Genomic DNA, 15863 nt, shown 5'->3' with positions numbered 1-15863 from the left:
AAGGGTTAATAACTAAAGTTCAGACTATAGCCAAAGCCTTCCTCGACTTCACTCTTGTCGGACACTGCATCGTCCAGCGACGTGCTACGATTCTATGTTCAGACTCTAAAGACTTTAAAAGGAGGGCGGACGAAGGTCTTGCTAACGATATAGTCAGACGGCTTACCTAGCGACACAATGCTCTCGCCCTCCACGGCCACAATCTCTAGCGAAACTACAAAATTGTTGCCGCATGAACTAAATTTATACGATGTTTAACATCGGACATTTAGAACATTATCTATAATCCGATGCAAAGGTAAGAGCTAACAAAGGGCGAGCTGCAAATTCGGCAGAAGTAAAACTTTATATCATATCACGAACAGGAATAATTAGTTGAAAAATAACATCATAACAGAACTCCGAATGAAACGAATAGCAATATTTCTTTTGTCGGTAACAACTGCAATACTCGCCTTCTCGCAGAATATCAAAACCATTTCCAAACAAAGACCACTCTATATGGACTTGGTAGGACTGGAGCGATGCGACGCAAAAAACGATCGAATATTTATCGAAGTCTTCCGTCGCAAGCATAGCAAGGCTGTCAACTACAACACAAGCATCCTCGCCCTTTTTCTCGACAAAAAAGGAAGGTGGCGCGGCGAGATTGTCAGGTACTCATACAAGATTGCCGACTCCATACACATACAAAACGTAAGCAAGCAGAAGATTGAAATCCCGGAAACATGGAACAATACATGAAACTCATGGATTCTGAGTTCTCGTTTGATATTCCCTAACAGAAAAATGAAAATTGAAAATTCTTATTAATTAACAGTTAACAATTCGGAATTCAAAAATCATAATTCATTACAGTGAGTGTATATAAAACAATTATAGTACAAATTGTCCTTTTGGTAAATACAAAATAGTGGCAAGGTACGTCCAAGGTACGTCCAAGGAACGTCGTGGGAAGGTAGAGGGAAAGTAGAACTGGAGAGGATGTAAATAAACTGAGTCATGAATAATAAAAGCATAGTTTTATGATGTCGAATGAAGAAATAGATTACAGGCTAGCCGCCGAACAGTTGGATTAGGTGGAATGAAGTAAGTCGATAGCAAGAGGATAGTAAGGAGATAGCAAGGGGGAAGGTTCGAGGGGAATCCACATTGTCCCGCCAATTCAGACGGTGAGGATTCATAATGGTAGAAAAAGTGGAGTATTTTGTCTTTTGGTATATACAAAATAGTGCCAAGGTATATGCAGGGTATATGGAAGATATATGGAAGATATATGGAAGCTATATGGAGGCTATATGTTGAGTATATGTAAGCTATATGTTCGGTATATGGAAGGTATAGGAAGATTATACGTAGAATAGGTGATGGTTATGTTAAAATTAAACTCTTTGTCGCCTTACGACAATGGGAGTTACAAACTCCCGAATGCTGATGCAACCAAATTCGGCAGAACCAAGGGAAGGCAACGACTGCAGAATTCTTACGTCCCTTTGGCAGCAAGCGAACATAGTTCGAGCACAAAAATTCGGCAGAACTTATGAAAGAAAAAGCGATAACAATCGCACTCTTTCAATTTTCAAAATTCTCCTTCTAACCTACAAGTCATAATCTCGAATCTCAATTTTGAATTGTCAACAGTCTATTGACAATTGTCCATTTACCCATATCTAAGTTATCAAATGTTAATATTTATTAAATAACCTACCGTAAATGTTAAGAAATGTAAAATCGTTTTGTAAGAATCTGTGGAATAGATACTTTTGCAGCTTAAAACTTCGAAAACAATCATGAATTATGGGTAATAAGATTACTTTATTTTCTTTGTTCATGCTTTCTGCGTTGAATTTGTCGGCGCAGGAAAGCGCACTTAAACTGGGCATCCGTTTGGGCGGAGGCGTGTCGGTAAACAATGGTACGGGCAAGATTCTTGTGCCCGAGGACTATTATTCCAACTACAAGTTCTCGGAGAAGATGCAGGGCATTCCGTCGGGCGGTATATATGCGCACTGGCACAAGCCGGGCTCTCTGTTCGGCGCAGACGGCGGCATTGTGTACTATCAGAAGGCAGCAAAGCTGAGTTACTCCGACAATATGGAGCTTAACTACGACGTACGCACGCGCTACAGTCATCTGGGCGTTGAAGGTATGTTGCGCTGCTATCCGTGGCGAAAGGGCTTCAGCATCTCTGCTGGCGGACGTATTGCGGCGATTCTCAACCCTAAAGGACTGAAGTACGACAGCAATCAGGAGGACGAGAAGTTTGCATCTTACGGTTACGGAACATCTGCCGAGACCGAACGCATAATGCGCGACAAACTTACCGGGCGTCCCGACGTGGCTGTTGGCGGCGGCTTCGGCTACGAACTGCCTCACTGGCTCTTCGACGCACGCTACTTCTACGGACTGACAAGCGGACTGAAGACCGAGGCGAACGACTTCAACTGGGTTGACAACAGCGTTCACAGCCACAATATCGAAATTAGTGTATCTTACCTCTTCAACCTTGGCCGATGACTGACAACAAGAAAAGCAACCGCCGCAAGCGCGCGGCAATAACGGCAATACTCCTGCTGCTGGCTCTGCTCATAGGCTGGGACAGATGCACCGAAAAGGAAGAGCCGAAAAGCGATGCAGGCACAAGTGCAACGACAAACATAGCAGAAAAACATAGCGACAAAGAGCCGCACAAGCCTCAGCCATCGCAACTGCGCCAGAAAGCGAAGCGCAACAGAAGGCCGAAGGTTACGGAAGAGCCTGTAATAATACAAAAGACCGTCGAGAAACAGCCCGAAGAGGAGATTGAGTGTATGCCATCCGAGCAGCCCGTCAATACCAAGCCTCAGCCTGAGCCAAAGAAAGACGAACAGCATGTTGTCGAAGCAGAAGAACCTGCCGAAGTCTTTGCGCCGTCGAAGCATCGCTTTGCCATAGGCGTGAGGGCCGGCGCGGGCTACAGCAGCATTACATCGCTCGGCGGAATGACCGAGAGCTACAACGTGCGTCCTCAGTTCACGCTGAAGGAGAAAGGAAGCGTTGTGTTCCGCGGAGGCATCTACGGCACATGGCGATACGGTATGATTGGCGCGGAACTGGGCGTGGACTACATGCGTCTGTCGGGCAGCACGGAGAAGCACACAGCCACGACAGACCTTACAGAAAAGATGTCGGTGGGCTGCGATGCCCTCGCGCCACAGCTAATGTTCCGCTTCTATCCTTACGACGGCTTCTATATGTCGGCAGGAGCGATGGCGGTCCTGCCATTCCACACATCCGTAGGCTACGAGACAAGCCGCACCGGCACAATATACCGTCAGCAAGACGAACTGGCAGCCAAGCATCTTAGAGAGACGGTGAGCAGCAACGTACAGTTTGCCCCTGCGCTGAAGATTGGCTATACCAACAAGAATACAGGACTCGAGGCAGCCGTTGAGTACGACTACGGCGCAACCGACCTTCTGCACACAAACAAAAACGAGTACGGATATACCGAGCGATGCAACAACTCGCACTACATTGGCGTGAGCATCGGCTACACCATAGACTTAAACAAGAAAGTACAAAACAAGAAAGATTGACTATGACTAAACTTTACGACAAAAGACTTTACATACCACTCGCCGCAGTACTTGTAGCAATGCAGGCCGCGGCACAGACACCCGGCGGAGTACCATCGCCCTTGGCATGGTCTGCCACCAACCGCGCCGACAGCATAAAGATTGACGGCGGCAGCGGATTCACCTTCGTGGGCATTTCTAAAGCTGACAAGAACCGCGAGCGCACCATCTGGAGCATGACCGACGGCACGGCTTCGGAACTGGTGCAGACGACAGCGCGCACAGCCGACCTCAAAGGCGGCTCGTTTATGAACTGCAACACCGACAGCGCAGGACAGATGCGCCTATACAGCTATTCGGCCTCGCGCAACGTGGGCGGCAAGACTCTTCTGCTTGGCAAGTCGAGCAGCGGAAAGCTGCCGAGCGACGACATGACCGACGCACTTGTTGAGTATGCCGTGTACAACCGCAGTCTTTCAAGTCGAGAGCGTGCTCAGGTCGAGAGTTTCATGGCTCTGAAGCACGGCATCACCCTCAAATCGAGCTACTACGACTCGCACGGCAGAGTAATCTGGAATGCCTACAAGAACAAGAAGTACCGCAACAGAATATCGGGCATAGCAGCCGACAACGCGTCGGCACAGCATATACAGTCGGCAATGAGTGCCGAAGATGGCGCATTCGTGCGCATAAGCACAGACAAGATAAGCGACGGACAGAGCCTTCTGTTTGGCGACGATGGCGGCAACCTGTCGCTGACCCGCAGCTCAGCCTTCGGAAAATGGATGGGCAGACGATGGAAGGCAGCATCGGCAGGCATGGCAGAGACGGAAGTGAAACTTACCGCCAACGCATCGGACATACGCCAGATTGCGCCGCTTGCCGAGGGCGAGAGCTACTATCTTGCCATCGACACAACCGGAACGGGCACGTTCAGTCCCGAGGCCGTAATCTATCGCAAGGCCGATTTCAGCGGCGGCGACACAATTGCATTCTGTGGCGTGAAGGCATACGGCAACAGCGTCTTCACGCTCAGAGCCGAGAAAGACCTGTTCACCACCATCGATGTTGAGCAGCCAAGCAGACAAGGCGAAACAGGAACGCTCAGTCTGCTTATAACCGGCGGTCTGCCTCCATTCAGCATGAAGCTTGAGAAGGACGACAAGCCGGCAGCACTGAAGAACGGCAGCGAGCCGAGAGCACGTTTCGAGAATCTTGCCGAGGGCAGATACACTCTTACCATGACCGACCGCACAGGCAACACCGCCGTAAACGAGTTCAGAATAAGCAGCGACGGCATCACCGAGATTCTGCCAGAGCTGACGGGCGAGGGCGGCATAGTGCGCAACATCGTGGCATCGCCAAACCCTACAACAGACGGCAATGTGGGCGTTCAGATAGAGCTGTCGTCGCCATCGGCCGTAAGTCTGTCGCTCTGCACAACCAAGGGCGCGGCAGTAAGCACGCTCAGCCTCGGCGCAGACACCTATTTCAGCAGACAGCTGTTCCTTCCTGAGAGAGGACACTATATGCTAAGCATCAAAATTGGAGACTACACAAAGACTGTAAAACTAATCAGAAAATAGACATACGATGAAAATAGAGAAGCTGAAGGCAGCCACGCTATGCGCTGCCGTAGCACTTGCAGCCGCCCTTGCATCATGCAACGGTAATCATGGCAACAGCAACAGCCGAAACAACATCGGCGACATAAGCAAAGATACAGCCACAGCCCATACCGTGGCTATTCAGGATAGCGCATCGCAGTCCGAGAAGGGCGCGGTGGCACAGAGACAATGCACGAGAATCGCAAGGCACAAGGCGGTGAGCCATTTCTTCAGCAATGCCAAGGGCGACAGCCTCACCGTTGGCGGCGCACGACTCGCCGTACCTGCCGGTGCGATGAGCCACGGAATGATTCTGAGCATCACTCCGCTTGAGAAGAACGAGCTGCCGCATCTGCCTGCCGGAATGGTAAACGTGACGGGCGGCGAGGCAATGCCGGGCGATACGGTTTCGGGCTACCGATTCCTTCCGCACGGAAACCATTTCTGCAATATACCTGCACGTATAACCGTGCCTTACGACAGCACGCTCATCCCTAAGGGATACACGGCTGCCGACATTCATACATACTACTACGACGAGATGCACGGCAAGTGGACGATGCTGAAGCATAAGTCAACCGACAAGCATCTTGCCACGGTGACGGCAGAGACCACGCACTTTACCGATGTGATAAACGGTATCATAAAAGTGCCTGAGAGTCCTGAGACATCGAACTACGTTCCGACAGGCATCAGCGACCTGAAGGCAGCCGACCCGTCAGCCGGCATCCAGAAAATTGAGGCTCCGACAGCCAACCAGAACGGTACGGCTGCACTCGCCTATCAGTTTGCCGTGCCCGAGGGCAGAGCCGGAATATCTGCCGGCGCAGGACTGCAATACAGCAGCGACGGCGGAAGCGGCTATGCAGGCTACGGATGGAGTCTGCCTGTGCAGAGCATCGACATTGAGACGCGATGGGGCGTTCCGCGCTTCGACAGCGAGAACGAGTCGGAGAGCTATCTTCTTGCCGGAAAGCAGCTTAGCGACCGCCATTACCGCAAGAACGGTGTTCAGAAGAGAGAGAAGGACAAGCGTTTCTACCCTATGGTTGAGGGCGGCTTCAGCAAGATTGTGCGTAAGGGAAGCACTCCGGAGGACTACTACTGGGAGGTTACCGACAAGAACGGAACGGTTTACAGCTACGGCGGTCATGACGGCAAGGTGAGCGACGAGTCGACCCTCAGCGATGGCAATCATCACCGCATACGCTGGGCTCTCGACAGGGTTACCGATGTTCACGGTAACTTTGCAGCGTTCCACTACATCAAGAGCGGAAACAACCTCTACCCTGCCAAGTACACATGGACTGGCTTCGGCAACGAGGAGGGTGTGTACAGCATTGAGTTCGAGATAGATACAGAGAGCAGCGACCGCAACGACGTTGTACGCAACGGTCGTCTTGGCGTGATGCAGACCGACAAGGCTCTGCTCAGGAAGGTTGTTGTAAAGAACGATGGCAAGCAGCTGCGCGCCTACAAGCCAAACTACGAGGTCGGTCCGTTCGGCAAGACATTGCTGAAGAGCATCGAACAGCTCGACAGCAAGGACGCCTTTGTTGCCAGCCAGTCGTTCGACTACTACAACGATGTGGAGAAGGGAATGTTTGGAAAGCCAGAGAAATGGGAAGCTAAGGACAGCGGATTTGATACTGAAAATCTTTTCCATAGTGCTATAAACGGCTTCGACAGTCGAATGAGCCTTCTCGGCGGCGGTTATTCTAAGGGAAAGACAGGTGGCGGCGGTATGCAGGTCGGAGTTGGTTTCACTATAGGAGCCGGGCTTCATATTGGAGCATCATACACACTTTCAACAAACGAGAACTCAGGAAAGATCACCCTGATTGATATTGACGGTGACGGACTGCCAGACAAGATATTCCAACGCAACGGCAAACTTTACTATCAGAAAAATCTTTGTGGAACGGACAATCAGCACACGTTCGACAATCCCAAACTAATAAAAGGTATAAAAAACTTCTCAATAGGTCGAAACACCAGCAATAGCCTAAATACCGACATAGGTGCTCAATATGGCATTGCTAATGCAGGTATTAGCTATTCCAACACAAAAGAACAGGATAAGACCTTTGTATATCTTAATGATTTCAACAGTGACGGTCTTGTGGATATTGCCCAAAACGGAGTCGTATTCTTTAACCATATAGGAGAAGACGGCAAGCCTGAGTTTTATCCTTCAAGCATCGGCACACCCAACCCTATTCTGGGCACAAATGCAGGTCTGTTAGATGTATTCAAACCTAATTATGAGGCAGAGAGAGATTCTCTCGAAGATGAATATCCGCTGAACGATGCGGTAAGAATGTGGCGCGCTCCGTTCGACGGACGTATAAGCATCAATAGCGTTATCAAGAAACTTAACGCCGACGGCGACGGAATTGTGTTCAGCATTCAGCACGATAACAGAATTCTACATTCAGACTCTCTAAAGAAAGCCGAAAGCAAGACATATACAAACAGTATCGATGTTAGAAAAGGCAACTGCTTGTATTTCAGATTGCAGTCTATATATTCGGGCGTTGCCGACGAGGTTGAGTGGAATCCAACGATAAAGTACGACTCTATCAAGATAGATACAACAAGATATCTTGGCAGAGACCTCACTATTTACGACAGCCGTAAGGACTTTATCGAGGGCGAGTCGTCTGTGGCAACAGCCTATAAGTCTGGTCACTTCACCATCGAAGCACCATATTCGAAAGATAAGACCAACGACGACATTCTGCTTAAGGTGATACGTCAGACAGCCAAGGACAGCATTGTCTTGAAAGAGATTCTGCTGAAGTCAGACTCTGTACTGAGCGACAAGTTCACATATTCTTACGATGCCTTGGAAAGCGACTCAACGGTATTCTCGTTCAAAATGGAAACCCAGGCTCCACTCGACTGGCACAAGGTTTCTTGGACTCCTGTGTGCAAGTACGACGGCGAGGATAAGGTTCAGAGAATTGTGCCACAGCGCACCATGTTCAACAAACCACTCTACATAGGCAAGCCCCAAAAAATTCCAGCAGAAATCAGCTATAACAAGACCAAAACTATCGAGTATGGCAATGGCGAAAATAAGAAAAGTGTAACCGTAAAAGAATACAAGGACGGTTTCTATATTGCTGCGAATATGGGTGTTAATCGTTCAGACTCTAAGAACGACAAAGATACGGCTGTAGTTAACATACTTGTAAACAACGAGGAAGGAACACCTGTGTACAAACGAGCATGGAGACTTGGAACAAATAACACTCTGAAAAAAGACACCTTACTTGTCAACGACAGTATATTGGCAGAGAAATTAGCTTCGGGCATACATAGCGTTACCTTCACAGTTCTGAACGAAATAGAGAATACCAGTAAACCTGAATTTACAATCCTGCGCGACAAGATACAGTACAAAGTAGACAGTACAGGAGTAAAGATAGACAAAATTGAGCGCAAGGAGTTATGCAAGATAAACGCATCAGTATTCTCAGGCTACAACAGCGCAGACCTTGGTCTGCTCTACAATGGATGGGGACAGTTCGCATATAACGGAAACAAGGAGTATGGCGAGAAGCCTATCGACGCTTCAGTTCTGAAGATTGATGGCGACAAGTATAAAAATCTCGCAGAAAACTTCAAGAATAACAAAAACTCTGATGAATTAAGAGACGAACTTGTACCTGTCAACAAGCAACGCTTCCACGTTATGGGTTACGATAGTGAAAGAAAAGCTTATGTAGCCCTTACAGAACGCGTGTTTATTTCACCAGACACCATTTCAAGTTCTCGTCTTGGAGAGTGCGAAATTGTAGTAGATACATTAGATACCGCAGACGGTGACGGCGTGTTATTTGCGCCAGTCTTACTTACAGAAACGAAAGGAGAAGGATATGGTGTTGCGGGAAGCATTGCCTTTGCAAATCTAAGCGGAAGTAAAAGCAGCCAGACTTCTTATACAAAGGTTTCTGCAATGGATATAAACGGTGATGGTTATCCAGACTGGCTAAGAGATAATGATGGTAAGGTTTTGGCACAAATGACGAAACCGACAGGAGTAATCGGTGAAGAGAATATCACAACAGATGTCCCAACACAAAAGTCTGAATCAAATTCAGCAACCATCGATGCTGGATTTACTTTCACAGAAAAGGGGAATAGCGAACAAACAGAATCAAATGCGGGACAAGCTCAGTCGAACGAGGCTGTTGCAACAAATTCAACCCCAGAATTCGACTCTTCAAGTCAAGGTAACAACGCAAGCGATGCAAACAAGACTTCAGCATTATCTGTAAGCGCAAGCGGCAATTTTACTGGCGGACATAGCCGTAACATAAATGTATGGAACGACTTCAATGGCGACGGTCTGCCAGATATGCTCACAGGCAATACCATTAGGTATAATCTTGGAAATTCTTTTTGTTCCGAACAAGAAAACTACACCAATGGAATAGAGGAATCACATTATAATGTATGGGGTGCAGGTCTTGGAACAAGAATTCCTATTCTCGGAAAAGCAGAAATTTCGTTCGGTGCAAACGGAACAAAGACAACGTCGTATTCTGATTCAATGTTCCTTGATGTAAACGGCGACGGACTGCCTGACAGACTAACAAAGGACGGTGACAAAATAAATGTTGAAATAAATAGTGGTAACGGTTTTATCTCTAGTTCATCTTACGAAGGAGATCTTGGCAGAACACTTGCAAAGTCCGTTTCCACATACGGTAGTTTTGCCGCAACGTTTAGAGTACCTGTTTGGATATTAACAATTTGCTTCACACCAAAAGCAACAAAGTCCGCTTCATCGGGTGTAAGTACGGTAGAGGCTGCTTTCCACGATATGGACGGCGACGGACTGCCAGACATGGTAGAGGCTGACAACGGTTCGGACAATATTATTCCGGGCATCAACGTTGGCATGAACGAGAATGTTATCTATGTCCGCCGCAACCTTACTGGTCGCACAAATATGCTGAAGGCAGTTACCCTGCCGTTTGGCGGACGCATCAGCATCGGCTACGAGCAGACAACGCCAAGCTACGACCATCCGGGACGCAAGTGGGTTATGTCGTCGGTTGAGACTACTGGCGGATATGAGGAGAACGGAGCTACATCGGGCAAGAACACATTCGAGTATTCGGGCGGATACAAGCACCGACAGGAGCGCGACTTCTTCGGATTCCGCACCGTGCGCACCAACCAGCTCGACACCGAGCACGACAACCGTCTGTTCCGCTACAGCGTGCAGACTTATGGCAACAACCGCGACTACTACACTCACGACCTCGTTACCGCCGAGGCTCTCTACGATGCCGAGGGTCGTATGCTGCAAGGCTCTACCTACGAGTACGACCTGCGCAAGGTGAGCGACGAGGTGCGCTTCCCTGCACTTGCAAGTGTGGTGCAGACTACCTTCGACGAGACTTCGGGCGAGAGCATGAGCACCAAGGTGGTGAACGACTACGACGCTCTGGGCAACCTTACCGTGTGCAACGAGACGGCGGCAGGCTACGAGCTCGACGCTGCCATCGAATACCACAACAAGGGCGACAGATACATCGTGGGCGTGCCTAAGCACATTAAGGTGGGCTGCAAGGGCGTTACGCTTCGCGAGCGCAGCACGGAGATTGACAATCTGGGCAACATCACAAAGATTGAGATGAGCGCGGGCGACAAGCCTTCGGTATACAATATCGACTACGACGACTACGGAAACATTCTCAAGCTCACCAAGCCTGAGAACTACCGCGGTCAGCGCATGTGGCACAAGTACACATACGACGACCGTATGCACAGCCTCGTAACAAAGGTCGAGGATGCCTACGGATATTCGTCTTCTACCGAGTACGACGACCTCTGGAACGCTCCTAAGGCTACGACCGACCTCAACGGAGAGCGCATGGAGTATGAGTACGACGACCTTGGCAGACCAACCGTAATACGCGCACCATACGAGATTGCGAGCGGCGAGCCGTTCACTATCAAGTACGAGTACGAGTCGGAGAAGCGTCTTGCACACACCATCCACTTCTCGCCAGACGGCAACATCGACACATATACGTTTGCCGATTCTCTGGGTCGTGCCGTGCAGACCAAGCGCACAGGCTCTGTTTGGAACGCATCGACAAAGAAGGCTGAGAAGATGAGCATCGTGAGCGGACGCGTCGTTACCGATGCCTTCGGACGTAAGATTACAACATATTATCCTGTTGCAGAGAGCTTTGCAGATATCGACAAGTACAACAGAAGTCTCGGCTCGCTTCAGGCACGGACCGAGTACGACAGCCGCGACCGCGCACTCAGCGTTACACTTGCCGACGGCGCGAAGACTACGAGCGACTACACAATCGTTTCTCACGACGGCGAGCAGATGCTGCTCACACGCGTTACCGATGCGCTTGGACGCACTTCGGAAAGTTATACCGACGAGAAGGGTCGCAACCGCCAGACCGTTCAGCACGGCGAGAGCGAGGATGTTGTAGTTAAGTACGACTACGACGCAGTGGGTCAGGTAACCACCGTGCATCACCCTAACGGAACTCAGACTACATACAAGTACGACCTTCTCGGCCGTAAGCTGAGCGTTAAGCATCCTGATGCAGGCGAGGTTGTCTGCACTTACGATGCCGCCGGAAACCTTCTTACAAAGCTCACAGCCGAGCTGAAGAAGTCTATCTCAGACAAGGCTCCGATAACATACACATACGACTACGAGCGTCTTAGCGAGGTGCTCTACCCCGAGAACCTCTTCAACCGCGTAACATACACCTACGGCGAGGCAGGCGACGACCACGGTCGTGCAGGCCGTCTGGCATTGGTCGAGGATGCCAGCGGCGGCGAGGCATACTACTACGGCAAGATGGGCGAGGTTGTAAAGACCGTGCGCACCGTCATGGCGAGCGTGGCTGACATTCGCACATACGTCTACGGAGCGGAGTACGACAGCTGGAACCGCGTGCGCAAGATGACATACCCTGACGGCGAGGTGGTTACATACCACTACGACGAGGCAGGACAGGTTTATTCGCTCACAAGCAATAAACAGGGTGTTGAGAGCGTTATAGTAGACAGGATTGGCTACGACAAGGACGGACACACCGTTTATACTCGTCTTGGCAACGGCACGGAGACAGAGTACACTTACGACGACGCGCGCCAGCGTTTGCAGGAGATGAGCCTTGCCTTCGATGGCAGCGACATCATGCGCAACACGTACACCTACGATGCCGTAGACAACATTCTCGGTATAAGCAATGATGTAACCCCGAACAGCAGTACAAAGCTGGGCGGCGCAAGCAATCACACATACCAGTACGATGCGCTCAACCGACTTATTGGCGCAAGTGGCAAAGCCAAGGACGCAAGCTACACGCTCAGCATGGCTTACAACGTGATGAGCATGCCTATCAGCAAGGCTCAGAGCGTTGAAAACTCAAAAAAGGCGCAGTCATACCACAACTACTATAAGTATGATGATGACGACCACCCGAGCGCGCCGAGCCAGATTGGTCACGAGCATTACACCTACGATGCCAACGGAAACCCTGTGCGCGTTGAGAACGACTCGACCGACGCCACTCGCGAGATGTACTGGGACGAGGACAACCGTCTGATGGTGCTCTCGGACAACGGCAAGACAAGCCGTTATACCTACAACCATGCAGGCGAGCGCGTAGTTAAGAGCCACGGCTCTATGGAAGGCGTGTATATCAACGGCGCGCCTCAGGGCATCACGTTCCACGAGACGGACGAGTACACGCTCTATCCGGCAAGCATCCTAAGCGTAACGAAGAACCGCTTTACAAAGCACTACTTCATTGGCAGCAAGCGCGTTGCTTCACGCATCGGCTCTGGCTCGTTTAACAACATGTATGGCGTAAACGGCAGCCACCTCACAGCAGGACAGCAGGACTATGCCGAGCGTCTAAACCAAATCGAGTCTCAGAAGGAGGACTACTACAAGAAACTTGGCATCGCTCCGGGCATCCCTACGATGAAGGGAAGCTATGCCGACCCTGAGAACACGGGCGTTGGCTACAACACCATCATCAAGGAGCTTGGCGACCACTCCGTACCAGCCGAATGGGCGCAGTACGTTAAGAAGAATGAGCAGGAAGGAACTGCTCCGGGCGCACCTATCGCATGGGACGACCCTTCTGACCCTGACGAGGCACAACCGGGATATGGCTACGTGGCAGATTCTTCATCATCTAAGGAGGAGACCTACTTCTTCCACTCCGACCACCTTGGCTCTACGTCGTACATCACCGACAAGGACGGCAACATCACCCAATATGATGCCTACCTGCCTTACGGCGAACTGCTTGTAGACGAGCACTCTTCTTCTGAGGAAATGCCATACAAATTCAACGGCAAGGAGTTCGACGAGGAGACTGGCCTGTACTACTACGGTGCAAGATATATGAATCCGGTGGCTTCGGTATGGTATGGGGTTGATCCGCTTGCGGAGAAGTACCCGAATATGGGTGCGTATGTGTATTGTGCTGGTAACCCAATAAAACTCGTTGACCCAGATGGAAAGAAACTTGTTTTAGCAGGAAGTTACAAAGAACGTATGGCAATTCTTAAAGTCCTTCAAGGATTGACAAACGATAATTTGCTAATGAATAGGAAAACTGGAGTTGTTACCATTGGCGGTAAACGCTGGAGTAACAGAAACAAAAATTATAAGGTTGGAACGGCTCTTATTCGTGATGTCATTAACGACAAGAGAACGACAACAATAAAAGTGAGTGATACAAACAGAACAATTCCTGAAAACCGGAATGATGCATGTCTTAGAGGAACAAATTCTACAATTAATGTAACTCTTATGCCCAATGAAAACTGTGTAGATGCAGGAAAAGGATTTAGAGGATTTGTGATAAATGAAAAGACATCCCCTGAAATAGTACTTGGGCATGAACTAATACACGCCTATCGTAACATGAGAGGGAAGAGTTTTGATTTTTCTAAGACAAAGCCTGTTACTGTAACATACAAAGGTGATGTAAAAAGTAATACGAGTGATGAGCGTATTGATGAATTGCAGACTATCGGAATAGGGTATAATTTTAAATATACAGAAAATGGACTTAGGAAGGAACATGATGCAACAGAACGAAAAGCGCACACAACTTATGATTAATAGAATCATAGTGTCATTACTGATAATTATTTCATTATCATCGTGTGTAAATAAGGCGAAGGAGAATCTTTCTCACTTTGTCTGTACCTTGTCTTCTGACAATAATCCAAGGAGATATATACAGATAACTTTCAAGGACTCGTTCATGTATATGTACTCTCACGATTACAAGATGGTGAGCGGACGTGTAAATCCATCAACGGGACTTGTGGACTTTGTAGTAGAACCAAATTTCAAAATGGATAGCGTGAAACTAACAGCCTTAGAGATGGACAGCCTTAACAGTTATCTGGAAGTTATAGAGAAAATCGATTCTACTGAATTTATTCTTTATTCAACAGACTGTAGCAATATGGAGTTTAAATATAAAGATAAAAAAATAATGACAAAATGGGGCTATTATTCTGTAGATAAAAGATTTTCCTATATATATTACTTCTTTTATGATAGATATCCACACGATATAAGGTTCCATTAATTGTCCTCGGATATATAATAAGTTTGTGTAAAGAACTGGGACTTGTAGCCTCAGTTCTTTAAATACAGCAAATTGCAAGAACGTTCTTTCACATCGTTGCACAGACAGTCAAGGCTCGACAGGAAGAGCGACTATAAAACGTATGATGAAACGATACATTACGCAACTAAGCGTACAAACATAACCGCCACACATTTCAACTATAAAATCGTGTGGCGATAACAACAAACATTCCTCAGGCGCAACAGCGCAGTAAGGCAAGCATCGGAACTCCCTGAGGAACAATTCCGCCCCTCCCGTCTATTTATGCTGCCGAATTCGGAAATTCGGCAGCATAAATAGACGGGAGTTTGCAACTCCCATTGTCGCAAAGCGACAAAACATCGCATCAAAAACAAACGTTTTTCAGCTTCGCATAACTTGTTTTTCAGCGGTAAAGATTATTCTTTACCACAAGATGTTTTCATGGATCCTCAAAATTGGAACTCAAATGGTTTTCAGTATAGTTGGCCAGGATCTGCATTTATTAGATTAAATATTGTTGCAACTCATGCTGTTGGCAAAACTATATTTTGGCGACCAGAAAAAAATGATAATAATTATGAATAAATATTTTCTCGTTTTGTTATTGACAATATTTATTGTTAGTTGTGAATCTTCAAAAAACAATACTAACAAACCAACAAATAATGCCACAAAAGATACAGTCATTGCAGTACGTGATACAGTACGAATTTATTTAAATCGTATGTTAAATAGAGGGTGTGTCAAAATAGGCACATCCTTTTTTATATCAAAGCCCCGACTTTCTCAAGCCAGGGCTTCGTTATGTCGTAAAGTTTTCGTATCTTTACAACATGCAATATAAAATGCAACAAAGATACCACTTTCGTCCGTATTCTCCAAATCAGACGATACTTTTTCCTCAGAGAATCGACAAGGACATTGCCCAGGACGACCCAGTCCGTCTTGTGAGCAGCGTAGTTAACAGTTTGGACTTGAGCGGTCTTCGCAAGCTGTACAAGGAGCGTGGCCGCAGCCCTTACGACCCGAAGATGCTTCTGGCCGTAGTCATCTAT

General features: G+C 48.2%; 6 protein-coding genes and 1 pseudogene. All 7 read left to right on the top strand.

All coding sequences use genetic code 11. The features are described from left to right. Positions 1-405 precede the first annotated feature (405 nt). Complete coding sequence (locus tag T538_RS0112880) at positions 406-744, top strand: hypothetical protein (RefSeq protein ID WP_155993204.1); 339 nt, start codon at positions 406-408, stop codon at positions 742-744. A gap of 1053 nt (positions 745-1797) precedes the next feature. Continuing rightward, a complete protein-coding gene (locus T538_RS0112865; RefSeq protein ID WP_031534302.1) occupies positions 1798-2517 on the top strand; it encodes an outer membrane beta-barrel protein in 720 nt (239 codons plus the stop codon). Then, entirely contained in the window at positions 2514-3578 is a 1065-nt protein-coding gene (locus T538_RS17820; protein ID WP_051656086.1) for a hypothetical protein, read from the top strand. Before T538_RS0112865 ends, T538_RS17820 begins: the two co-directional genes overlap by 4 nt. A gap of 2 nt (positions 3579-3580) precedes the next feature. Beyond that, a complete protein-coding gene (locus T538_RS0112855) occupies positions 3581-5143 on the top strand; it encodes a T9SS type A sorting domain-containing protein (RefSeq protein WP_197025789.1) in 1563 nt (520 codons plus the stop codon). A gap of 7 nt (positions 5144-5150) precedes the next feature. Next, positions 5151-14306, top strand: coding sequence for an RHS repeat-associated core domain-containing protein (locus tag T538_RS0112850; RefSeq protein ID WP_051656084.1), 9156 nt, complete (start codon positions 5151-5153; stop codon positions 14304-14306). Between the two features lie 172 nt (positions 14307-14478). Beyond that, entirely contained in the window at positions 14479-14784 is a 306-nt protein-coding gene (locus T538_RS18465) for a hypothetical protein (RefSeq protein ID WP_155993200.1), read from the top strand. A gap of 869 nt (positions 14785-15653) precedes the next feature. Further along, positions 15654-15863, top strand: a pseudogene (locus T538_RS0112835) (IS1182 family transposase); the annotation flags it as partial.

The sequence above is a fragment of the Bacteroides sp. Ga6A2 genome (assembly GCF_000702225.1).
Taxonomy (GTDB): Bacteria; Bacteroidota; Bacteroidia; order Bacteroidales; family Bacteroidaceae; genus Ga6A1.
This window is presented reverse-complemented; position numbering and strand designations above follow the sequence as displayed.

Bases quoted from the DNA above. Each gene is read 5' to 3' on its own strand.
- T538_RS0112880 (WP_155993204.1), top strand. From the start codon at position 406: ATGAAACGAATAGCAATATTTCTTTTGTCGGTAACAACTGCAATACTC.
- T538_RS0112865 (WP_031534302.1), top strand. From the start codon at position 1,798: ATGGGTAATAAGATTACTTTATTTTCTTTGTTCATGCTTTCTGCGTTG.
- T538_RS17820 (WP_051656086.1), top strand. From the start codon at position 2,514: ATGACTGACAACAAGAAAAGCAACCGCCGCAAGCGCGCGGCAATAACG.
- T538_RS0112855 (WP_197025789.1), top strand. From the start codon at position 3,581: ATGACTAAACTTTACGACAAAAGACTTTACATACCACTCGCCGCAGTA.
- T538_RS0112850 (WP_051656084.1), top strand. From the start codon at position 5,151: ATGAAAATAGAGAAGCTGAAGGCAGCCACGCTATGCGCTGCCGTAGCA.
- T538_RS18465 (WP_155993200.1), top strand. From the start codon at position 14,479: ATGGTGAGCGGACGTGTAAATCCATCAACGGGACTTGTGGACTTTGTA.